This is a genomic window from Flavobacterium sp. PL02, from assembly GCF_035013205.1.
GTDB lineage: Bacteria > Bacteroidota > Bacteroidia > Flavobacteriales > Flavobacteriaceae > Flavobacterium.
On the sequence record NZ_JAYGJP010000006.1, the window covers coordinates 114470 to 138375 of the forward strand.

21 protein-coding genes are annotated in these 23906 nt (G+C 32.0%); 7 read left to right on the forward strand and 14 right to left on the reverse strand.

Annotated elements, in window-relative coordinates:
* Positions 1-177 precede the first annotated feature (177 nt).
* Both SHI72_RS16765 and SHI72_RS16770 read left to right on the forward strand, forming a co-directional pair.
* Complete coding sequence (locus SHI72_RS16765; protein WP_039112771.1) at positions 178-1002, forward strand: UDP-2,3-diacylglucosamine diphosphatase; 825 nt, start codon at positions 178-180, stop codon at positions 1000-1002.
* A 127-nt stretch (positions 1003-1129) separates the two neighbouring features.
* Positions 1130-1615 (forward strand): hypothetical protein, encoded by a 486-nt coding sequence (locus SHI72_RS16770; protein WP_039112772.1) that lies wholly within the window; start codon positions 1130-1132, stop codon positions 1613-1615.
* Between the two features lie 48 nt (positions 1616-1663).
* On the opposite strand, the gene SHI72_RS16775 is transcribed toward SHI72_RS16770, so the two are convergent.
* The 8 genes from SHI72_RS16775 to SHI72_RS16810 form a co-directional block, all read right to left on the reverse strand.
* Positions 1664-2089 carry a protease complex subunit PrcB family protein gene (locus tag SHI72_RS16775; protein WP_039112773.1) on the reverse strand — a complete coding sequence of 142 codons (426 nt, stop codon included), beginning with the start codon at positions 2087-2089 and terminating at the stop codon, positions 1664-1666.
* Between the two features lie 23 nt (positions 2090-2112).
* A complete protein-coding gene (gene bshA, locus SHI72_RS16780; protein ID WP_039112774.1) occupies positions 2113-3264 on the reverse strand; it encodes an N-acetyl-alpha-D-glucosaminyl L-malate synthase BshA in 1152 nt (383 codons plus the stop codon).
* A 289-nt stretch (positions 3265-3553) separates the two neighbouring features.
* Positions 3554-4000, reverse strand: coding sequence for a hypothetical protein (locus tag SHI72_RS16785; protein WP_323490754.1), 447 nt, complete (start codon positions 3998-4000; stop codon positions 3554-3556).
* A gap of 147 nt (positions 4001-4147) precedes the next feature.
* Positions 4148-4630, reverse strand: a complete 483-nt coding sequence (locus tag SHI72_RS16790) for a hypothetical protein (protein WP_039112776.1) — start codon at positions 4628-4630, stop codon at positions 4148-4150.
* 117 nt (positions 4631-4747) lie between these two features.
* A complete protein-coding gene (locus SHI72_RS16795; protein ID WP_035620482.1) occupies positions 4748-5539 on the reverse strand; it encodes a (Fe-S)-binding protein in 792 nt (263 codons plus the stop codon).
* 139 nt (positions 5540-5678) lie between these two features.
* Positions 5679-7013, reverse strand: a complete 1335-nt coding sequence (locus SHI72_RS16800) for a (Fe-S)-binding protein (protein ID WP_039112777.1) — start codon at positions 7011-7013, stop codon at positions 5679-5681.
* Positions 7014-7022: 9 nt separating this feature from the next.
* Positions 7023-7982: an MlaD family protein gene (locus SHI72_RS16805; protein ID WP_039112778.1), complete on the reverse strand. Its 960-nt coding sequence runs from the start codon at positions 7980-7982 to the stop codon at positions 7023-7025.
* 51 nt (positions 7983-8033) lie between these two features.
* Complete coding sequence (locus SHI72_RS16810; RefSeq protein ID WP_039112779.1) at positions 8034-9188, reverse strand: N-acetylmuramoyl-L-alanine amidase family protein; 1155 nt, start codon at positions 9186-9188, stop codon at positions 8034-8036.
* Positions 9189-9270: 82 nt separating this feature from the next.
* Here SHI72_RS16810 and SHI72_RS16815 point away from each other — a divergent pair, with 82 nt between their 5' ends.
* Both SHI72_RS16815 and SHI72_RS16820 read left to right on the forward strand, forming a co-directional pair.
* Positions 9271-11976, forward strand: coding sequence for a putative LPS assembly protein LptD (locus tag SHI72_RS16815; protein WP_039112938.1), 2706 nt, complete (start codon positions 9271-9273; stop codon positions 11974-11976).
* 49 nt (positions 11977-12025) lie between these two features.
* Positions 12026-12406: a RidA family protein gene (locus tag SHI72_RS16820; RefSeq protein WP_035620489.1), complete on the forward strand. Its 381-nt coding sequence runs from the start codon at positions 12026-12028 to the stop codon at positions 12404-12406.
* Here SHI72_RS16820 and SHI72_RS16825 read toward each other — a convergent pair.
* The 6 genes from SHI72_RS16825 to SHI72_RS16850 form a co-directional block, all read right to left on the reverse strand.
* On the reverse strand, positions 12387-12761 hold the full coding sequence (locus SHI72_RS16825) for a methylglyoxal synthase (protein ID WP_323490857.1): 375 nt from the start codon (positions 12759-12761) through the stop codon (positions 12387-12389). The two genes, SHI72_RS16820 and SHI72_RS16825, sit on opposite strands and share 20 nt — an antisense overlap.
* Before the next feature lie 163 nt (positions 12762-12924).
* Positions 12925-13299, reverse strand: a complete 375-nt coding sequence (locus SHI72_RS16830) for a methylglyoxal synthase (RefSeq protein WP_039112940.1) — start codon at positions 13297-13299, stop codon at positions 12925-12927.
* A 14-nt stretch (positions 13300-13313) separates the two neighbouring features.
* Positions 13314-14165, reverse strand: a complete 852-nt coding sequence (locus SHI72_RS16835; RefSeq protein WP_039117402.1) for an N-acetylglucosamine kinase — start codon at positions 14163-14165, stop codon at positions 13314-13316.
* A 136-nt stretch (positions 14166-14301) separates the two neighbouring features.
* Entirely contained in the window at positions 14302-15306 is a 1005-nt protein-coding gene (gene gap, locus SHI72_RS16840) for a type I glyceraldehyde-3-phosphate dehydrogenase (protein WP_039112782.1), read from the reverse strand.
* A gap of 91 nt (positions 15307-15397) precedes the next feature.
* Entirely contained in the window at positions 15398-16384 is a 987-nt protein-coding gene (pfkA, locus tag SHI72_RS16845) for a 6-phosphofructokinase (protein WP_039112783.1), read from the reverse strand.
* A gap of 292 nt (positions 16385-16676) precedes the next feature.
* A complete protein-coding gene (locus SHI72_RS16850; RefSeq protein WP_323490755.1) occupies positions 16677-21116 on the reverse strand; it encodes a translocation/assembly module TamB domain-containing protein in 4440 nt (1479 codons plus the stop codon).
* A 227-nt stretch (positions 21117-21343) separates the two neighbouring features.
* Between SHI72_RS16850 and tsaD the strand changes: the two genes are divergently transcribed.
* From tsaD to SHI72_RS16865, 3 genes are all read left to right on the forward strand, one after another.
* A complete protein-coding gene (tsaD, locus tag SHI72_RS16855) occupies positions 21344-22366 on the forward strand; it encodes a tRNA (adenosine(37)-N6)-threonylcarbamoyltransferase complex transferase subunit TsaD (RefSeq protein WP_039117404.1) in 1023 nt (340 codons plus the stop codon).
* A gap of 3 nt (positions 22367-22369) precedes the next feature.
* The gene (locus tag SHI72_RS16860) at positions 22370-23083 is read left to right on the forward strand and encodes a 16S rRNA (uracil(1498)-N(3))-methyltransferase (RefSeq protein ID WP_039117405.1); all 714 of its coding nucleotides are present in this window, start codon (positions 22370-22372) and stop codon (positions 23081-23083) included.
* Between the two features lie 183 nt (positions 23084-23266).
* Complete coding sequence (locus SHI72_RS16865) at positions 23267-23905, forward strand: DUF4159 domain-containing protein (RefSeq protein WP_323490756.1); 639 nt, start codon at positions 23267-23269, stop codon at positions 23903-23905.
* The last annotated feature ends 1 nt before the right edge of the window (position 23906 follow it).

Genomic DNA, 23906 nt, shown 5'->3' on the forward strand with positions numbered 1-23906 from the left:
TGAGCAAATGTAAGTTTTATGAATTAAATTAAAAAATTTTAAATTGGTATTATTATCTAAAGGTTAATTTGCATTATCATCACGATTTCTTAAAATTGAAGAACAATTGATAACTATTTATTAAAAACAAATCGGCAGCAGATTCTTTAAATTTGTTAAACACCAAATCAAAACCAATTGAAAAAAAGAAATGTTGAAGTTGTAGTAATATCAGATGTTCATTTAGGAACTTACGGAAGCCATGCCAAAGAACTAAGCAACTACCTATCAAGCATTAAACCAAAAATTTTAGTATTAAATGGCGACATAATTGATGCATGGCAATTTAGGAGATCTTACTTTCCAAAATCCCATTTAAAGGTAATTCAGAAAATTATCGGCTTTGCTTCCAAAGGAACTAAAGTATATTATGTAACAGGTAATCACGATGAAATCCTAAGAAAATTCAGCGAAATGACTATGGGAAGTTTTGCCTTAGTCGATAAATTAATCTTAGAATTAGATGATAAAAAAGCTTGGATTTTTCACGGAGATGTATTTGATGCCTCTGTACAACACTCTAAATGGATTGCAAAACTAGGCGGAATAGGTTATGATTACCTAATTTTAACCAATCGATTCATAAACTGGTGCTTATCTAAGATTGACAGAGAACCTTATTCTTTTTCTAAAAAAATTAAAGCCAGCGTAAAAAAAGCTGTTAAACATATATCCGATTTTGAAACAACTGCAACAGATTTAGCCATCGAAAAGAAATACGATTACGTAATTTGTGGACACATTCATGAACCAAAAATTGAAAGAAAAGAAAATAAAAACGGATCAACACTTTATCTAAATTCTGGAGATTGGATAGAAAATTTAACCGCATTAGAATACCATAAAAAGCGATGGAAATTATTTCATTATTCTCAAATGAATTTCTCTGAAGAAGAAAACCTTTTTGAAATGGAAGATAGTTTAAGTAGCCAATTAATGACCTCACGCTTTATCCCTAAATAATTTTATCCAGATTTGCATCAAGTATGATTCAGCAAAGCAAAAATGTGAATTATGAAACATTTAATATAATTTCTATAATTTTAACATTTTGTTTATACAATAACTTTGTCTGAATAAATACTTACTTATGAAAAAAATAATTTTGTCAGCTATCATGTTGCTAGGATTAGCATTTACAGCACAAGCTCAAGACATTTCTAAAAATGCGCTTGGATTGCGTTTAGGAGATAACCACGGATTTGGAGGAGAGATTTCTTACCAGAGGGCATTATCTAAAAATAATAGAATTGAAGCCGATTTAGGTTGGAGAAATAGCAACGATGTAGATGCTTTTAAATTAGTAGGACTATACCAATGGGTATGGAACATAGACCAAGGTTTTAACTGGTACGCAGGTGTCGGTGGTGGTATTGGCAGCTGGGATCATGATTACCATGGCTATAGTGACAGTGGAACTTTCGTATTTGCAGCTGGAGACATAGGTATTGAGTACGGATTTAAAGAAGTGCCAATTTTACTTTCACTAGACGCAAGACCAGAAATTGGTTCTGGATATTACGATGATGATAATTTTGGATTTGATATCGGATTAGGAATCAAATTTCAATTTTAATAAATGTATTTATAAAAAATCCTGTCATACTTAATGACAGGATTTTTTTTATTTAATGATAATTTCTTTTTTCGAATTTATTTTTACCACAGCATAAGGATAAGTAATCACTTGCATTACCATACTATCAGGCGCAGGAGCAGTTTCTTTAACAGTTATAATAATATTTTTATCTGTTTCTTCAACTTTTTCAACTCCTATAGAATAACCTCCAGTATTTTTCTCTCCCATATTCAGGACAATATAATTTGCCTTTTTTATATCGTCTTCTTTTATTTTTCCTTTTAAGCTCTCATCGCTGGTCAACATCTTGATTTCATTAGGTTCGCTCAATATTTCAAAAAAATGAATATTTCCACCACCATCACTTTGCTGAGTCAAAACTTCATACAAAGCAGTATTTTTATCTCCAGATTTTGTTGCCCCACAAGAAATTACAAGAACCGAAACAAATAAGACTAGTATTTTTTTCATTGTTAACTTTTTAAATTAATATTTTACTGTACTCCTTTGTGATCTTTATAATCATTAATCGCTTTTTGATATAATGCTTCATACTTTGGCAAAATATTCTTAATATCAAATTTCTTTGCAACCTCCAGAGCATTCGCTTTAAACACATTTAAAGTCGCATCATCCTTAAGAATCTTAAGAGCATTCACAGCCATTTCTTCAACATTACCTACGTCGCTTAAATATCCCGAATAACCATCAAAGTTTACCTCAGGCAAACCACCCGAGTTACTAGAAATTACAGGAACACTACAAGACATTGCCTCAAGCGCCGCCAAACCAAAACTCTCTGTTTCAGACGGTAATAAAAATAAATCCGTAAAACACAAGATTTTATCTATTTCGTTACTATTCCCAAAAAAGATTACTTTATCATAAATCCCTAATTCCTGGCATAAAATCTCGGCTTTCTCCTTTTCAGGTCCATCACCTACCATCATTAATTTTGCAGGAATCTCTTTTTGGATATTATAAAAAATCTTGATAATATCCGGGATTCTTTTTACTTTTCTAAAATTACTGATATGTGTAATAATACGTTCGTTTTCCTTTGCCATAACATAACGATGACAAGGAGCGTCAGGATCTTTTTTAACCTTATCCAGTTCTATAAAATTAGGAATCACCTTTATCTTATTCTTAATATTGAATAATTTTAATGTATCATCTTTCAAACTCTGAGAAACCGAAGTCACATAATCTGATTTGTTAATACTAAAAGTTACTGCAGGTTTATAAAACGGATGATTCCCTACCAAGGTAATATCCGTTCCGTGAAGCGTTGTAATCATCGGGATATGAATTCCTTCATTCTTAAGCATTTGCTTCGCCATATAGCCTGCATATGCATGAGGAATTGCATAATGTACATGAAGCAACTCAATCTTATACAACTTTACCATATCTACCAATTTGCTTGACAAAGCCAACTCATACGGCTGGTAATGAAACAAAGGATATTCAGGAACATTTACTTCGTGATAGTGTACATTAGGATTCAAAAGTGCCAACCGAACAGGCTGACTATAAGTTATAAAGTGAATTTCGTGACCACGTCTTGCTAATTCAAGACCGAGCTCTGTTGCTACAACCCCGCTCCCACCAAAAGTAGGATAACAAACTATTGCTATTTTCATGTATTAATTTTAGTCTTACGAAAGTACTTAAAATTAGTGTTGAATTGAAATTTTAGAATGTTAGATTTTTCAAAAAAAGGTTCTGAGGTTCTGAGATACTAAGGTTCAAAGGGACAAAGGTTTTCCATAGAGGCTCTCAGCAGTACGTCTATCTCACAGAGTTGCAAAAGAACAAAGACAACGTTGCTACATAAACTAACCACATCGTAACCGCAAACTTATCCTCCTGACACAGGAAGGATCTCTGCTAGACAACGACCTTTGTCAAAATTTTGAACTTTGACAAAGATTATTCAAAAGTTCGATTATTAAAATTCGGTATTTTTTCAGCATTATTAAACTCCCAACTACCGTAAACGAAGTCATCTAATTGTTGCATTACTTGTTCATCAATTATAATTTCTGTTATTTCTAAAAAAGCCAAAATACCCGTATACCCAATAATCGTAGGGTTTGTATCTGTAACTGGTTTACCAACTACTGCATTTATAGTAATTTTCCAGAACTCAGAACTACAAGAAAGAGCAAACTCCAAACCTGCTATTAATCCTTTCTTCCAAGTTTCCATTCCTTCACGCCCCACATCTATTGAATGATTACTATATCCAATTCCAGAATAATTTTCTATAATTTGATTTTTAATCTCATCTTTTTCAATACTTAAATTAACTATTGCAAAATATGGTCTACCATTTTTATATTTCATCCAACGATAATCTAAGCCTTGATTTTTCATTTATAATTAAGTCAATTTTATGAATACACTAAATTTATTTATAAAGTCTAATTATTACAGACAAAGAAAGTCTAGTTTCATTTTATCTCAAAAAAAAGGCATAAAATCTAAATTTTATGCCTTTTGTAATTTATCTATAATAAAGATTTAAAAGAATCTACTATGCCAGCTATCTGCTGCTGGAACTTCCCACGATTCATTAAATTCTTCAATATTGTTTACCAAATTATTAAAAACGATAGTGTTTTCTGTAACTGCTTTGTCCTTCACCATTTTCTTAAAATCAATCAATGGCTTGTGAGCAATATGTTCTCCTAATTTAAAAGTAACATTCATCTTATCTAGCAAATCTACATTGTATTTTTTCTCAAGACTTTGGATAAACTCTACCGATGAATCGATAGAACATCCTGTTGCAGCTTGTACATCCTGATCTACAGCAATAATTATAAATCGGTTGTATTTAAGCAAGTATGATGATTCTAAACTAGTTCCGTGTGCTGCCCAAGATTCAAGAAAACCTTGTAAAGCAGTTTCTATTTCAGAAAATTCTTCGTCCGAGAACTTTCTATTGGATTGATAAATCCAAATCTTTGATTCTCCGGGTAAATTTTCAAAAGGAATATACATTTTTTTTTATTTTAGATTTTAAACAGTTTAAAGTTTCATGTTTAAAGTTCAAAACCTTGGAACCTCAGAACCTTAGCAACTTTGAACCTTTTTTTTAAACTTTGAACCTTTCCTAAACTACAAATCCTGTGCATTAGCGATTAACTCGGCAATGTCCATTACTTTAGTTTCAGCTTCTTTTTCTTTATTTTTAATACCATCCGTTAGCATTGTATTACAAAACGGGCAAGCAGCAGCAATAATATCTGGTTTTACTTCCAGAGCATCTTCAGTACGTAATACGTTTACTTCTTTGTTTCCTGGCTCAGCATCTTTAAACATTTGCGCTCCACCAGCTCCGCAACATAATCCGTTTGCTTTAGAGCGTTTCATCTCGACCAACTCGATATCAAGTTTCTCAATTAATTCTCTTGGTGCTTCGTATATTTTATTAGCTCGTCCTAAATAACATGGATCATGAAACGTAATACGTTTTCCTTTAAACTGTCCGCCTTCAATGGTTAATCTACCATCATCCAGCAATGATTTTAAGAATTCTGTATGGTGTACAACTTCATATTTTCCACCAAGTTCAGGATACTCATTTTTTATTGTATTGAAACAATGCGGGCAAGCAGTAACTATTTTTTTTGCTTCATAAGCATTCAGAACTTCGATATTCATCATAGCTTGCATCTGAAATAAAAACTCATTTCCAGCACGTTTTGCAGGATCTCCAGTACAACTTTCTTCTGTACCAAGAACCGCAAAAGAAACATCTGCACGATTTAATATTCGTACAAACGCTTTTGTGATTTTTTTTGCTCTATCATCAAAACTTCCTGCACAACCTACCCAGAATAAAACTTCTGGTTGTTTTCCTTGGGCTAGCATTTCTGCCATTGTTGGCACAACTAAACTTTCTGACATGTTCTTTTTTTGTTTAATCGGTTAATCGTTAAGTGGGTAATCGTTATAAAACAAATCTACCTTCAAACTTTCACTAAAAACCGAAAAATTATTTTATTCTATTAATTAAACGAATTACCGATTAACCAATTAAACTTTTTTAATTTTCGTTTTTCCAGTTCAATCTATCTTGCTGATTGTACTGCCATGGTGCTCCATTATTTTCAATATTCGTCATCATTGCATTTAAAGGCATTGGTGCAGCACTTTGCTCCATAACCAGGTAACGACGCATATCCATAATAATAGATAACGGACTAATATTTACAGGACACTCTTCTACACATGCATTACATGATGTACAAGCCCATAATTCTTCCGGAGTAATATAATCATTTAATAAAGACTTATTATCTGGAACAAAAACTCCTTTATTAGCATCTATATTTTTTCCTACTTCTTCTAATCTATCTCTTGTATCCATCATAATTTTACGAGGAGACAATTTTTTTCCTGTTTGATTTGCAGGACAAGATGAAGTACAACGACCACATTCTGTACACGTATAAGCATTTAATAACTGAACCCAGTTTAAATCCTGAACATCACTTGCTCCAAATTTAGCTGGCGCAGCATTTTCATCAGCCGGAGGCGCCGCTGCAAATGGATCAGCATTAGGATCCATCATTAATTTAACCTCTTTTGTAACCGATTCTAAATTATCAAATTGTCCTTCTGGTTTCAAATTAGCAAAATACGTATTTGGGAAAGCCAATAAAATATGTAAATGTTTAGAGAAGTACAAGTAGTTCATAAAAATTAAGATACCTATAATATGCAACCACCAAAATACTTCAAACAACAATACAACCAATTCGTTTGACAATCCGTTAAACATTGGCGCTATAAACTGACTCACAGGAAAACTTCCTGCTTTATGAAAAACTCCTCCAGGAACATTTTGCAAATGAAAATCAGAAGCATTCATCAATAAAAACAATACCATCAATACAACCTCAAAATACAAGATGTAATTTGCATCATTTTTAGGAAATCCGTTTAAATCTGGATTAATAAATCGCTTTAGTCGTACAATATTTCTTCTTATCCAGAAAACTGATACTGCAACCAAAACTAACAATGCTAATATTTCAAAAGAAGCAATCAATACATCATATACTGGTCCTAAATATGGTGCAAATACTCTATGCGTACCAAATAAACCATCAATAATGATTTCGAGTAATTCAATATTTATAATTATAAAACCAACATAAACAACAATATGCAATACTCCCGCTATTGGTCTTTTTACCATTTTAGACTGACCAAGGGCAATCATAGCCATGTTTGTCCAACGTGCTTTTGGATTGTCTTTACGGTCTACATCTACTCCAAGCTTTATGTTTCGGATGATTTTTTTTACGCTAGACGCAAAAAAACCAAAACCAATTATAAGAAGAATGGCAAATAAAATATTATCTAAATAACTCATATCTTAAGCTTATTTTTTAGAAATCGAATCGTTTACTGGTGCTACGTATGGTTTGTTTTTCTTACCAAAAAGAGAAACATTTACATAACGTGTTGGCGACAAACGTACATCTTGTAACAACAACTCTAATTCTTTAGATGTTGCTTGTAGGTTATTATAAAGCGCTTCGTCTTTTAATAATTTACCCATTGTACCTTTACCTGAATTTAATCCATTCATTATACCATCAACTTTAGCCAATGTTTGGTTTAAATTTCTAACCGTTTTTCCTAGATCTGCTTTATTTAATGAATCTGATATTTTAGAAAAATTCCCAGAAACTTTATTAAAGTCAGTTACAATACCGTGAATTTGGTTTTTGTTATTATCTAAGATTGAATTTACACTAGCTGAAGCTTTATGAAATTGAGCCATAGTTTCGCTTAATTCTGCCAAAGTCTTTTTTAAATCCTCTTGCCCTTTTTGATCAAGAATATTGTTTAATCCAGAAACTAGTTTATCTATATTAACTAACATCTTCTCTACTTTATCCTGAACCGGAGCTAATTTATCTGCCAAACCAGCTGTTAAACCAAGTTTAGTAGTTCCTTTTAACATTTGCCCATCTTCTGCTGGCTCTTTATCATTAAAGTTTGGAATGATTGAAATTTGTTTTCCTCCAATAAATCCAGGCTCATATATAGATGCAGTACTAGATTTAGAGATTGGAAAATCAGTTTTCAACTGTAATTCCACTAATAATTTCCCTGTAGCTTCGTTAATTTTTATACCGTTGATTTTTCCAATTGCTAAACCGTTAAGAGTAACAGGTGCAGATGTAGCTAAACCTTCTACATTGTCATATTCAACATAAAATGTTTTGTAGTTTGTAAAGAGGTCTTTGCCTTTTAGAAAGCTGTACCCCCAAATAAATAATAAAATTGATGCGATGACTAAAATAGCCGTTTTAATTTCTCTTGTTAGTTTCAAAATTGTAAGTGTTTGTACAAATTTAATATAAAAATATTGAACTTGTAATTATTATTTAAGCGAGTCTTGGATACTAATTTTTTCTCCATTTTTAAATGCAATCAAAAAAGCAGAGTCAAACCCCTTATCTTTTGCTTCTTGCAAATATTTTTTTGCTTGATTATAATCCGCTGTTTGCTGGTAGGTGTATTTATAAACATTATTCTCATATACTACAGAAACTCCAGATAATCCCTTAAAGTTAGATGGCGCCAATGGAGTCTTTTTTATACTAGCCAAAAGTTGTACCTTATATATAGAACCTGTTAAATTAGGTTTTACTGTATTTTTTTGAGCAGGCGCAGTATTTACATTTCTTACAGGTGTAGAATCTTTAACTGCATTTTCTATCATCTTAGTAGATGGTTTTTCATCAACAGCATCGGCAGAACCAGTACCGAAATATTCCTTTTTATAACTGATAATAGCATCAGCAATTGCTTTTGCATATTCGTTTTGTCCAGCATCAGAATTTAAAATGTCCCCTTCTGTAGGATTAGAAATAAAACCTGTTTCTACCAAAACTCTTGGCATATATGCTTTATGAAGTACCATAAAAGGAGCTTGTTTTACTCCTCCATGACGCAATTTTTTCCCGAGAATATCAAAACCTTCTTCTATCTTACTTGCTAATGCAATACTATAATCTAAATATTCTTCTTGCATTAAAGTCATTCCGATCATAGATTCTGGCGAATTAGGATCAAAACCTTCGTATTTACGTTTGTAATCTTTCTCTAAGGTAATAACGGAGTTCTCTTTTTTTGCCGCTTCAAGATTCGAAGCAATTTTATTCATACCCATAACATAGGTTTCTGTACCAAATGCAGCAGTATTTTTATTTGCATTACAATGTATAGATACAAAAATATTAGAATTTGCTCTATTGGCAATATTGGCTCTTTCGACCAAATCTATAAAAACATCCGTCTTACGAGTATAAATAACATCAACATTCGGATAAGACTCTAGTAATTTACCTACTTTTAAAACTATAGCCAAAGCAATATTTTTTTCAATTCTTCCGCTATAAACCGCTCCAAAGTCATGATCTCCGTGACCCGCATCCAGTGTTACTTTAAACACATTGGACTGACTATAAGCAGAAATCGATATTATAGTTAGAAATAAACTAAATATTACCCTAATTTTGCTAAATATATTCATAAATTTAAAAGTTAATTTTAATAAAACACAACTGTTATAATTTTTTCAATTGATTATTTTTGACAAAAAATTATATGTAAGTTTGACATGTCAAAAAACAAGCCATATTTTTACAAAAATAGTATTTAAACCTTTGCATACAAACTTATTTAATATCGTTTTATTATCATTTTTCCTAACGCTAGGATGCGGTAATCTATATTCTCAAGAAACAAACAAAAAAAAGAAAGCTGCAAGCGCTAATAAACAGCCAGATAGCATCAAAACTGCAACTATTGATACCATAAAGGTAGATAGTATAAAACCCAAAAAAGCTTTTTTGGATGGCAAAGTAAAATACAAAGCCAAAGATTACGCAAAGATTGATCAAAAGCGTAAACTTATCACCTTATATAATGAAGCTGAATTATATTATCAAGATGTCGAACTAAAATCGGGTATCATTGTTTTGGATTATGAAAAGAATGAAGTTTATGCAGGTCGATTAAAAGATTCTGCTGGAGTTTATACTCAATATCCAAATTTTAAACAAGGCGCAAGTGCTGTAGAACCCGATTCTATACGGTTTAACTTTAAAACCCAAAAAGCTTTAATTTGGAATTCGAGATCTGAACAAGGTGAATTTAGAATAAAAGCTGGTATCACGAAAAAAGAAAACGACTCTGTTTATTTCTTAAAAGGAGCTCGATTTACTACTGCAAAAGATGTAGATAATCCTGAATACTATTTCCAGACCAATAAAGTTAAATTTATTCCTGGAAAAAAAGTAATTACTGGTTTAACCAATATGGTAATTGCCGATGTACCTACTCCTATCGCCTTACCGTTTGCCTATTTCCCGATGACAAACGAAAAAAGTGTTTCGGGTTTAATCCTACCAAGTTATAATGACTCTAATACTCGAGGATTCTCATTACAAAATGGAGGTTATTATTTTGCTTTAAGCGATAATTACGACTTAACAGTCCTTGGAGATTATTACACCAACGGAAGTTATGCCATGCGATTTGAGTCGGCATATGCAAAAAGATATAAATATAGAGGTAATATTAATGTTCGTTTTGAAAACCTGATATCTAGTGAAAGAGGATATCCAGATTACTCTAAACAAAACATCTACAACATACAATGGTCACACTCTAAGGACACAAAAGCAAGTCCTAATTCAAGTTTCTCTGCTTCGGTGAATATGGGTAGTAGTAAATACTTTAAACAATCTATCAATCAGGCAAACATCGGGTCTAGCTTAAACAATACTTTAAGTTCATCTGTTTCTTACAGCAAAAACTTTAATACGTTACCACAAATACGTACATCGATAACTGCCACGCACTCGCAAAACACGCAAACGGAAGTTATTAATATGACGTTACCAACGCTAGAAGCAAGTGTAGACAGGATATACCCATTTGTTGGTAAAAATGGAGTTAAAAAAGGTTTTATCAAAAACATTAACTTTCAATATAACCTGAGCGGAAAAAATAGTATCGTAACAACCGATTCTCTATTTTTTAAACCTCAAATGTTTGATAATGCAAAAATTGGAGCTAAGCACAGCATTCCTATTAGTACCAACTTTAAAATATTTAAATATTTTAGTGCCAGTACAACTGCCAATTATCAGGAAGTATGGCAAACAAAAACTGTCGAAAAACATTACGATACTGACCAAAGTAAAGTAGTGGAAAATGTTGTAAATGGTTTTGATGCCTATAGAACCTACTCTTTTAGTTCTAGTCTTGGTACAACAATATACGGTACTTTTAATTTTGGCGAGGACAAAAAGATAAAATCGATACGCCACGTAATGCGTCCGTCTGTTTCTTACGGATACACACCAAGTTTCGAGAAATATTACGATACTTATGCTACTGATGCTACTGGTACTATAACTAAAGAATATAGCCGTTTTGAAGGAGGTATTTTTGGTGCTCCGGGTAATGCTAATTCAAATATTATAGGATTTGATTTAAGCAATACTTTTGAAGCTAAAGTTACAGACAGAGACAGCACAAAAACAGAACCTAAAAAAATAATGCTGCTTAACAATTTAAACTTCTCTACGAGTTATAATTTTAATGCTGATGGTATAAACTCATTTGCATGGCAACCTGTTAGAGTTAGTGGAGGAACACAACTTTTTCAAGACAAAATGAATGTCAATTTTGGAGCTACTTTAAACCCATATGCAATTGACAATTCCGGGAGACAAATAAATAAATTCAATATTGACAACGGAGGAAGTTTATTTCGAATGACGAGTGCCAATATGACTTTAAACTATTCTATCTCAAATAAGGACAAGGATAAAAAGAAGAAGGATGAGAACAAACAAAGTGAAAGAAATGGTGGTCGTGAAGATGACTTGTTTGGAACAAATACCGACTTAAATGATCAACGTAAAAGTCAGTTTGATGGGTCTGAAGAAGATGACAACGCAATAACTGAATTCTTTAATGCAAAACTTCCTTGGGATATGACACTTGCTTATTCCTTAACTTATGGAAATACTGCCAGAGAAAATAAAATTATCGGAAACTCTATAATGATTTCTGCTAATATGGATATTACTCCTAAATGGAAAGGTGGTATATCTACAGGATATGATTTTGTACAAAAAGGAGTTACTTTTACCCAACTTCGTTTTGAAAGAGATTTATTAAGCTGGAGAATGGATTTTAACTGGACTCCACTAGGTACAAATTCTAACTGGAATTTCTTTATCGGAATAAAATCAGGTGTTCTTAGTGATATCAAATGGAACAAAAGAAGTACTAATAACAGATAATATTATCTTGTTACAAACAAAAATACATTTAATTTAAATTGAGATAATCATGAAAAAAATCATTTTTACCGAAAATGCACCAGCTCCAATTGGACCATATAACCAAGCTGTTTTAAAAAACGATACTCTTTATGCTTCTGGTCAAATTGCTATTAATCCTCAAACTGGAGAATTAGTAACAGATAACATTCTTGATGAGACAAAACAAGTAATGGAGAACATAGCTGCAATTTTAAAAGCTGCTGATATGACATTTGAACATATAGTAAAAGCAACCATTTTTATTATGGACATGAATAATTTCGCTGCAATAAACGGCGTATACGGAGCTTATTTTGACGAAAAAACAGCACCTGCGCGCGAAACTGTTCAAGTAGCTTGCTTACCTAAAAATGTAAATGTAGAAATTTCTATAATTGCAATACGATAGCATTAAGTAGTAATTGTGCCGAGGCTTCATTTGTAGCCAACGGCACATTATGTACATCGCACACCCGCACAAGCATATTAATATCTACACCATGTGCATGACTCGCTAGTGGATCTTTGAAAAAGAAAACTATCTGGATTTTACCCTCTGCTACTCTTGCTGCAATTTGAGCATTACCTCCCATAGGCCCAGGAAGCATTTTAGCTACTTTAAAGCCTGAATTCTCAACACTCCTTCCTAATATTCCTGTTGCTATAAGCTTCATTCTTTCATCTTGCAAAATGATTCTATTTTTATCTAAAAACTGAACCATGTCTGCTTTCTTGTTATCATGAGCAATAATCGCAATTACTATGTATTTTTTCATGAATTAACAATAAATTTAATATCAAATTTACGTAAAAAAAGACAACCAAAAGTCTAAATCAATAAATACCAATCAATTACACAAAACAAGAAACAAAAAAACCGTTTCAAATAATTGAAACGGTTCTTATATATTTTTAATATCTTGATTTTTATAATTGCAAAGCGATGGCATTTAATAATAACTGTGCAGATGCTTCATTAGTTGCCAATGGTACATTATGTACATCACAAACACGGATTAACATATTAATATCGACCTCATGGGCATGGCTTGCAAGTGGATCTTTAAAAAAGAAAACCATTTGCGTTTTACCCTCTGCTACTCTTGCAGCAATTTGAGCATCACCTCCCATAGGACCAGAAAGCATTCTTCGAGCTTTAAAGCCAGCGTTTATAGCCTTGCTTCCTGTAGTTCCGGTAGCGATAAGTTTAATATTTTCCTGAAGTAAGAGCGTTTTATTTTTATTCAAAAACTGAACCATATCTGCTTTCTTTCCATCGTGAGCAATAATAGCAATCTCCATACTTTTCATGTATCTTATTTATTAGAAATATGATATGCGATAAGTCCATCGATTGGACGTCTCAAAACATTACCTAATTGCAATTCATATTTATCAAAAGTTTCTTGTAACTCATCTTTCAAATAATAAGCAATAGAACCCACAAAATGAACTGGAACTTCTTTACAATTATCAAATTGTTTGATGTAATTCTTAACAAATGATTTCATCCCTTTAAAGATGATTTTTCTACAAAATTCTGAATCTTTATGTTTGATTAAGAACTTTGCAAAAGTTGCCAAATAAGCATTTGGATTTGGCTCTTTATATAATTTATTTTTAATAAAATCTGGATCCATGTTGTATTCTTTTGCAAATTCAACTGCTAAATCCTGAGGCATTTTATTAAAGTAATATTTTCTAATTAATTCTTTTCCAAAAACATTACCACTACAATCGTCCATTGCAATGTATCCTAATGATTGTACTTTTTGGAATAATTCTTTTCCATCAAAATAACTACAATTAGATCCTGTTCCTAAAATACTAACAATTGCTTTCTCTCCTCTTGGGGTAGTAGCATATACTGCTGCATACGTATCTTCATGAACATCTACGATTGCATTAACGAAATATTCCTGAAAAATTTGCGATAGAGCGATTTTCATTCTATCAGTACCACAACCTGCTCCATAAAAGAACAAATGTGTAGCTGTATTTTTATTCTGTAAAATATCAAAACGATCATTTAATCGGGTTACGATTTCATCTCCATTAAGAATTTCAGGATTTAATCCTAAGGTTTGTGTTGTGAATAATATCTTGCCATTATCATCAATTGCTATCCAATCTGCTTTAGTAGATCCACTATCAACTATTAATTTCATTTTATTTTATTTAGTTTTCGGTTTAGTTTTTCATCTTACAATATTAAGTGTAATTATTTACATTATTGGAGAGTCAAACAAAATAATAAAAATCCCGCTATCTATTCAATAACGGGATTTTGAAATGTATATAAAATTATTTAAGACCTGCGATATGCACAGATAAATCAATTAATTTGCTAGAGTATCCGTACTCATTATCATACCAAGATACAATCTTGAAGAAAGTTGAATTTAAACCAATTCCTGCATTAGCATCAATGATCGAAGTTCTTTTATCAGAAATAAAATCTTGAGATACAACTAAGTCTTCAGTATATCCTAAAATACCTTTCATTGTAGTTTCAGAAGCTTTCTTTAAAACAGCCATAATTTCTTCATAAGAAGTTTCTTTAGCTACTTTTACAGTTAAATCTACTACAGAAACGTCAGCAGTAGGAACACGGAAAGACATTCCAGTTAATTTTCCATTTAAAGATGGAATTACTTTTCCAACAGCTTTAGCAGCTCCAGTAGAAGAAGGGATGATGTTTATGCTAGCAGCACGTCCACCTCTCCAGTCTTTTCTAGAAGGACCATCAGCAGTCATTTGGGTTGAAGTTGTTGCGTGAACAGTTGTCATTAAAGCTTCAACAATTTCGAAATTATCGTGAATTACTTTAGCTAAAGGAGCTAAACAGTTTGTAGTACAAGATGCATTAGAAACTACTAAATCAGAAGCTTTTGCAGTTTCATGATTTACTCCCATTACAAACATTGGAGCATCTGCAGATGGAGCAGAAATAATTACTTTTTTAGCACCACCTTTAATGTGCTCATTTGCAGTTTCGATAGTTGTGAAAATACCAGTACATTCAGCAACTACATCAACATCAACTTCATTCCATTTTAAGTCAGCAGGGTTTCTTTCTGCAGTGATACGGATGTTTCTTCCGTTTACAAAAAGTTTTCCTTCTTTTACTTCTACAGTTCCATCAAAACGACCGTGTACTGAATCATATTTTAATAAATAAGCTAAGTGATCAACATCTAATAAATCATTGATTGCTACAACCTCTACATTATCTCTATTGAAAGATTCTCTGAAAACAATTCTTCCAATTCTTCCAAATCCGTTTATTCCTAATTTTACTTTTGACATTTTACTAAATTTTTATTTATTTTTTGTTATTCTACTTATTTTCAAAGTCTAATTTCCTCACAATAAACTTCAATTTTTTTATTCTATATTTTTATGTTGACATGATCTCAGAAACGCGTAGCAATTCTCTATCTATTTCAGATTTACCTTTAATTGCTTGTTCCAAAGGCGTTAAAGTAACTTTGTCATTTTGTAAACCAACCATATAATTTGATTTCCCTTCAAGTAAAGATTCTACCGCTTTTACACCTAATCTACTTGCAAGAACACGATCAAAACAAGAAGGGGAACCTCCACGTTGCATGTGTCCTAAAACAGAAACTCTAACATCATATTCAGGTAAGTTAGCCTCTACATAATCTTTTAGTTCAAATACGTTTTTACCGATTTTATCTCCTTCGGCAATAACAACAATACTTGATGATTTTCCAGATGCTTTACTTTTTTGAAGTGATTCTAATAATCTATCTAAACCTAAATCTTCTTCTGGAATAAGAATTTCTTCTGCTCCAGCTCCGATTCCTGCATTTAGAGCAATATGACCTGCATCTCTACCCATTACCTCTACAAAAAACAGACGGTTATGAGAACTCGCAGTATCACGTATTTTGTCAATACAATCTACAACAGTATTTAGTGCCGTATCGTACCCTAAAGTATGACTCGTACCAAAAATATCATTATCAATAGTTCCTGGGATTCCCATTACTGGGAAATTATATTCAGAGTTAAATAATAGGCCTCCGGTAAAGCTACCATCTCCTCCTATTACAACCAAAGCATCGATTCCTGCTTTTACAAGATTCTCATGAGCTTTTTTTCTTCCTTCTGGAGTTTTAAATTCTAATGAACGAGCCGATTTTAAAATCGTCCCTCCTTTATTCACAATATTATTTACACTTCGAGGTCCCATTTCTTTGAAGTCACCTTCAATCATTCCTTGATATCCTCTATAAATTCCGATACATTCGATGTTATGATAAGCACAAGTTCGAACTACTGATCGAATGGCTGCATTCATTCCTGGTGAATCTCCTCCTGATGTAAGAACACCAACTTTTTTTATTGTTTTTGGCATTATTTAAGTATTAAAGTGTAAAATTAGCAAACATTCACCACTATTCGGGCTATATTTATAATAAGTTAATAAAATATGTTAAATTCAAACGTTTTCGTTAATAAGTTTTCGGATAGTAAAAAAAATCAATAAAATAAAAAAAGACATTTATTTTAATTGATAATTTAAAAATAACAATATACGGTTGAAGTGTTACAAAAAATGAGATGTAACTAAACTGAAAGATAAGGAAATTGTAAGGCTAAAAAAAAATCATTAACAAAACTAAAACACATTAGTAACTTAAAGTGTGTTAATCTTCTTCAGGAATGTATCCCTGATCATTAGTTTTTACCTTTTCTTTTTCCTTTTTATTATTCTTTTTTGACTTTGAGAAATCAATATAATCTGGATTTATAGCAGAATCAGGAACATCATTATTCTGGTTTGAAGTTTTAATAGCACGTTCTAGTTTATGGTCTTTAAAGATTTTATTTACCAATTCTCTAAAAGTATCAAAATCTACTTCATAAGAAACCCCTATACCTTGTGTATAACCAACTCCCTGACCTATATAATTAATATCGTTTTCTCGGTTAAATAAACGCAAGTTCATACTTCCGTCTTCATTAACTCTGTATTGCACCTCTACGTCGCCCACAATTGCCGATTCGTTGATTCCTCCTACTGGTACTCCTACTTTACCGTTTATGGTAATTCTCTCATTGATCTGAGATGAAATTGTCGCTGCAAATTGACCATCGGCTTCCTGACCAAGTCGTCTGTCGGCAGAGGTATATGTAAAACCAATATCTATCTTATCACTATCAGAATGAATTATTCCTCCCAATAAATTAGTTGCAGTTTCGAATAAACTACTAGAAAAATCAGATTGACTCACTCCCTCAGGGCTTAAGAATCCTCCTGAAGACAGCAAATAAAGTGCTTGTGTTTGTCGAACATCTTTATCGACTAACTTATACTGAATCTCCGATTTTAATACATTACTTACTGTTGGGAACTCGATATTAAAATCTGGTTCTGGGCTCGTTAAATCTCCACGAATACCAATAACTACCTCTACAGGTACTTTTTTGCTAAATGAAGAATTCTCTAATAATACTGCAGGATTTGCAGATGTTTTATAAACTGCTTCAAGATTTAACTGCGCTTTCATCGGGTTACCTTCCCAAGAAATCGAACCTCCTTTTTTTACAACAAATTTCTTATCGATTAATCCACCATACTTAAAGTTATAGGTTCCTTCGTATGCCTGGAAATCCCCCCACATATTAAATTTACCAAGTGTATTAATTTTAAATAATAAAGACCCAAATCCTTTTCCTTTCATTCCGTGTCCAGAATTTCTATCTAAAATTACTTCGACCTCGGCGTCTGGAGTAATATCAAAATCAAACTCTAATTCCAGACCATTATAGTTTCTTGTCTTTTCGACAATACCATTAGCAAGATTATACTTTTCTTTGGCTGTGATAAAATGAATAAAGTTATTATCACTCATTGTTTGCGCATCATTAATCGGGATCTTCACAGATGTTCCTTTCTCTGATTTTGCATCTACTTTTATAAATAATGCCGTAGTTGGTCCTTTAATAGTTGCTCTACCATTAATAAATGCTGTACCAAAATAAGCCGCATCTTCACTGTCTTTAGTATCTAATGCTAACAATCTTTTTGAACTGATATCTAAATCTAATTTCCAATCGCCAAAATTATTATGCTCGACTGTACCATTTAAAATCCCTTTAGTTCCGTATTTAGAATCGGTGATAGTATTATTTCGTAACAAGAATTTCTCATCGGTTACATCGACAATAGTTTTATCACTCAGCTCATAATCTATGTTTAAATAAGGAATAGTCATTCCGGCTTTATCCAGATATAAACGTCCATTAACATCAGGCCTTTTTAAATTCCCGATAATAGCCGCGTTACCCGAAACATAGCCTCGAATATTCGACAATACTTCTCCTCCCAAAGAACTAAGCGAGGCTAAGTTAAATGTGTCAAATTTAAGCTGTAAATCAAGTATTGTTTCTTTATTAATAATTTCGAAGCTTCCGAATAACTTAAACATCTCCAATTTATCATTTTCGATAGAAGAATTTATCGTAAACTTTCTAAGGTTTTCATCACCTACAATATCAAATTTTAGCCCTCCTAAATCGGTCTTATTTACATTTAGCTTATCGATAAAGATGGAAGCTGTTGGCTGGAAGACATTCTTTTTCTGTTTAAAATTAATCTCTCCGTTAATATTACCATTTAAAACAAGTTTATCATTGGCTGGTGTAATTTTATTAAGATCTACATCTTTAAAACTTAGTTTCAAATCTTTAAAATCGGCATCTTTTATTTGCCCGACTAATTCTATCTTTTGATTTTCATGAGATAGAATAATATTATCTATGTCAAAATTCTTAAATTTTTTATCAAAAACGATTTTATTATCAGGTTCATCATTTTCATTTAAATACCACAAATAGTCTTTAAATTTCAACTCGGATTTATTGATTCCGACAACGTTGTTCTTATCTTTATCAATAGTATGATATAAGTTGAAGTTAAAATAATCTTCTCCTTTTGAACCTCCTTTAAACTCAGACCTTACAAATAAAGTATCTTTCATGGTTACGTTTATCAAACTAAAATCACGTACCTTATAATACTTCGTTTTAATACTATCTAACTCGATATAGGTATTATACAATGGGTTTTTATTATCTACAGCAACTCTTATATTATCAAATGTATTTTGTGCTGCTTTAATTTGAGGGGAATTAAACTTAAACTTGAATTCATCCTTATCGGCATCAATTTTCCCTCTCACAACTGTATTGGTTGCTACCTCTATCTCAGGATAAAAGATTTCGATAATCTTATTGTAAATAGTAAAATTAAAATGTAAAAACTGTCCTTTACTTACTTTAAGTGGTTTATAATTGGCATATAAACTACCTACAGAATTTGTAACTAAATTTTCTAATTGATTAAATTTAAACTTCCCTACAATTTCACCATCAACAACATCGGTAGAACTTATTGTTATTGTACGTATTTTATCGGCATCAAAATTTGAGCTTACTTTTACCTGATCAAAAACATAAGTCGATTTTGGATTTTGATAAACCGCATCATTAATCTCAATATCCCCCTGAAGGTTTTCGATTGTATTTCCTGATACGTGAACTGCTACATCTCCTTTAAAAACAGATATAGAATCTTTTATGAATTTAAGTTTGTGTAAATCGGCATTTTCTACCTTAATGTGAAAATCATAGTCACTATCTTTTCTACTTAAATCTATCAAACCATCAAATGTCATACTCAGGTTAGGATCATTCACAGAAAGCTGTCCTTTATAATGTGGCAATTTAAAATTACCATTTAAGACTATATTATTATAGGTATAGTTATTATAATAAAATTTCTGAACATCTCCTTTTATAACTGTGTTCAGGTATTTCTCGGTAAATCCTTTTCCATCTACATCCAGATTAAGGGTTGTTTTACCAATATCTTTTCGACCAAGCAAAGTACCTACATCAAAATTCTCTAAGACAATATTTCCCGAATACGAAGCTTTATCGATAACATCGATATTATTCATATTCAAATCAATAAGCCCATTCCCTAAATCAGTTATCATTGTAAAATCGGTATCCAAAGCTGTCTTAGACACTTTTGCTCTACCTACAATCGAGAACTTACCGATACGTTGTAATTCTTTAGGCAATTTTTTCCCTAATACATTTGGCAACAAAACAACCAAGTTATCATAACTAGACGAAAGCTTATCGAATTTACCATTCATAAGAAACTCTTGTCCGTTTTTACCAAAAAGATTTTTGAAATTTATATCTCCATTTATAGTCGATTTATGCAAATCAGACAATCTAAGATGCTTTAAATTTAAATCGTTTAAAGTTCCGTCAATTTTAGATTTAACACGGAAGTACTGGTCTTTTCCTAGTTCTTTATAAAAATAACGAATATCGTTAGATCCAATATTAGCAGAATCTAAAACTACATCAAACTGAACTTTATCGGTAAACTTAGCAAAATCTTCTATTCGATAATTTAATGTAGCCGCTCCGTATATTTTAGAGTACTTGGTAAGAATAGACAATTTTTCAAGCTTCATTTGCTTTTTGGTATAGCTAAATCTTGATGTTAAATTAGCTACATACAAACCTCTATGATCCAAAAACGATAATTTATGAATCCTTGTACTTACATCGGGTCCATAAAGTTTAAAATCACTTATGTGAGCATTAAGTTTTGTAAAATCGACATCTTTAGGAACTACTCTATTTTCGTCTGTTAGAATAAAATGTCCGTTGGTAATGTAAGCATCTTTTGCGGTAAGCAAGAAACGTTTTGCTGAAGGCTTTTTTGGTGGTCCAGTTTCGAAAGCCTGAATGAATACATCAAGATTGGTTTTCTTTTCGTTTTTATAGGTTTTTAAATTAAAAAGTAAACCTGTCATACGAATTTCACCAAAAATCAAATCGCCATCAAGAACTCTCTTAACGGCCAAAATATTAGTTTTAATTAAATCAGAATAGATTAAAGTATCTTTATGGTGATCCATTATTAAAACTTTCCTGAGTTTTACACCACCAAAAACACTTACAGAAACTTTCTCTACAGATATATGTGTACCAAAATCTGAGTTTAAAGTATCGGTAATATAATTTGCAATTTTTGTCTGAACGACCGGTAGAGACAATGCGATAGCCAGTACTAACAAAAGTAGAATTAGTCCGATTAAGGAACGAGATACTATTTTTTTTATTTTTCTGATACTGGTTGTTTTTTAGTTTTTCTTTAAATTTAATTTTAGAGCAAACAAAGGAAGGTTCCTTTGATAAAAATTCTTTAATTTTGGCTTCTGCTTTTAAATAAAAAAATTTAAAATTTGATTCGTCAAATATAATTCAAAATTCGTGCCTTTACATGCAAAATCCTGAGGTTTTTATTCTAGCTATCGAAAGTTCTTGTGATGATACTGCAGCGGCTGTTTTACATAACGATAAAGTCCTGTCAAATGTTGTTGCCAACCAACTGATACATACGCAATATGGCGGTGTAGTACCCGAACTTGCGTCTAGAGCTCACCAACAAAATATTGTTCCTGTGATTGATGCTGCTCTTCGCAAAGCAAATATAAAAAAAGAACAATTATCTGCAATAGCATTTACACAAGGTCCCGGACTTATGGGGTCATTGCTAGTAGGAAGTTCTTTTAGCAAATCGATGTCTTTGGCTTTACAAATTCCCTTAATTGCTGTTAATCATATGCATGCGCATATATTAGCTCATTTTATTGATGAAGATGGTTATGACAAACCTACATTCCCATTTTTAGCATTAACAATAAGTGGTGGTCATACTCAGATTATTAAAGTAAATGGCTTTTTTGATTTACAAATTATCGGAGAAACTACCGATGACGCTGTTGGAGAAGCATTTGATAAAAGTGCCAAAATTCTTGGACTTCCCTATCCTGGTGGCCCACTAATAGATAAATACGCACAATTAGGAAATCCAAAAGCTTTTGCATTTACAAAACCAAAAGTACCTGGATTAGACTTTAGTTTTTCTGGTTTAAAAACGGCTATTTTATATTTTATTCAGAAGAAAAAGCTGGAGAACCCAAATTTTATCGAGGAGAATCTTAATGATATTTGTGCTTCTATACAATATACAATTATCGAAATTTTAATGGATAAATTAAAATTGGCGGTAAAAGAAACTGGAATCAATCAAATTGCGATTGGCGGTGGTGTTTCGGCTAACTCGGGTATTAGAAACAGACTGAAAGAAAGCGAACAAAAATACGGTTGGAAAACTTACATTCCGAAATTTGAATACACTACCGATAATGCTGCAATGATTGGAATTGTAGGTTATCAAAAATATTTATCAAAACAATTTGAAACAGCTGCTGTTGTTTCTAAAGCACGAATACAATTTTAAACTATGCAATTATTTTACAACCCAAATATTGACGAAACAACTCAGGAATTTTCTTTTGATAAAGAAGAAAGTAAACACATTATAAAAGTATTACGAAAAAAAGATTCTGATATATTACATGTAACAAATGGATTGGGTTATTTATTTGAAACCGAAATCACACTGGCTTCTGATAATAAATGTACTGTCAAAATAATTTCGGTTGAGAAAGCTCAAGATCCAAAATACCGTTTGCATCTTGCAGTTGCTCCTACCAAAATGAATGATCGTTATGAATGGTTTCTGGAAAAAGCTACCGAAATAGGTATTCATGAGATTACTCCAATTATTTGCGATAGATCAGAACGTAAAGTGATTAATATGGAGCGTTTCGAAAAGATCATTTTATCGGCAATGAAACAATCAAATGAATTGTATCTTCCTAAACTTAATGAAGCTATTTCATTTAAAGAATTTGTAAAACGCAAAAACGAAGGTTTACAATTAATTGCGCATTGTGAAGAAACAGATAAAAAATCATTAAAATCAGTTTTAAAACCAAATGAGAACGTAACATTACTTATTGGTCCTGAAGGTGACTTTTCGGAAAAAGAAATTGCTTTGGCTATCGAAAATAATTTTCAGCCAGTATCTTTAGGAAACACAAGATTACGTACTGAAACTGCTGCAATGGTAGCTTGTCATAGTGTTGCTTTTTTTAATGAGGTTCCTAATTAAACATAATCTTGTCATTTCGATGAAGGAGACTCACGCGATAGCGAACAGATGAAATAAATCACATTTACATATTAAATTTACAAAGCTTTGTCAAAGTTTTGAACTTTGACAAAGTTTTAGAGTCCGAATTACTAGTGAGGTTGTTTCGTTCCTCTCAATGACAAACCGATAATTTAAAATTACATGAAAAAAATATTTCTTTTGTTTTTATTGATTTCATTTTCTTCTTTTTCGCAAGAAATTGCATTACTAAAATATAGTGGTGGTGGCGATTGGTATGCAAATCCTACTTCATTACCCAATTTGATAAAGTTTTGTAATGCTAATATTGATACTCGTATAAAAGCAAAACCCGGAACTGTAGAGCCAAGCAATCCTGACTTGTTATCCTATCCTTTTGTACACATGACTGGGCATGGAAATGTAGTTTTTAGTGATGCTGATGTTACTAATCTTCGTAATTATTTATACGGTGGAGGATTTCTTCATATTGATGATAATTACGGAATGGATCAATACATTCGAAAAGAGATAAAAAAAATATTCCCAAACAATGATTTAGTAGAACTTCCTGCCAATCATGCTATTTTTCAGAAGCCGTTTCTTTTTGCAGGTGGTTTGCCTAAAATTCATGAACACGACGGAAAAAGACCTCAGGCATTTGGGATTTTTATCGAAAATAAATTAGTGTTACTTTATACATTTCAGTGTGATCTTGGTGATGGCTGGGAAGATGCCGAAGTGCATAACGACCCTCTCGAAGTACGTCAAAAAGCGTTAAAAATGGGTGCTAACATTATCAATTATATCTTTACCAATTAAT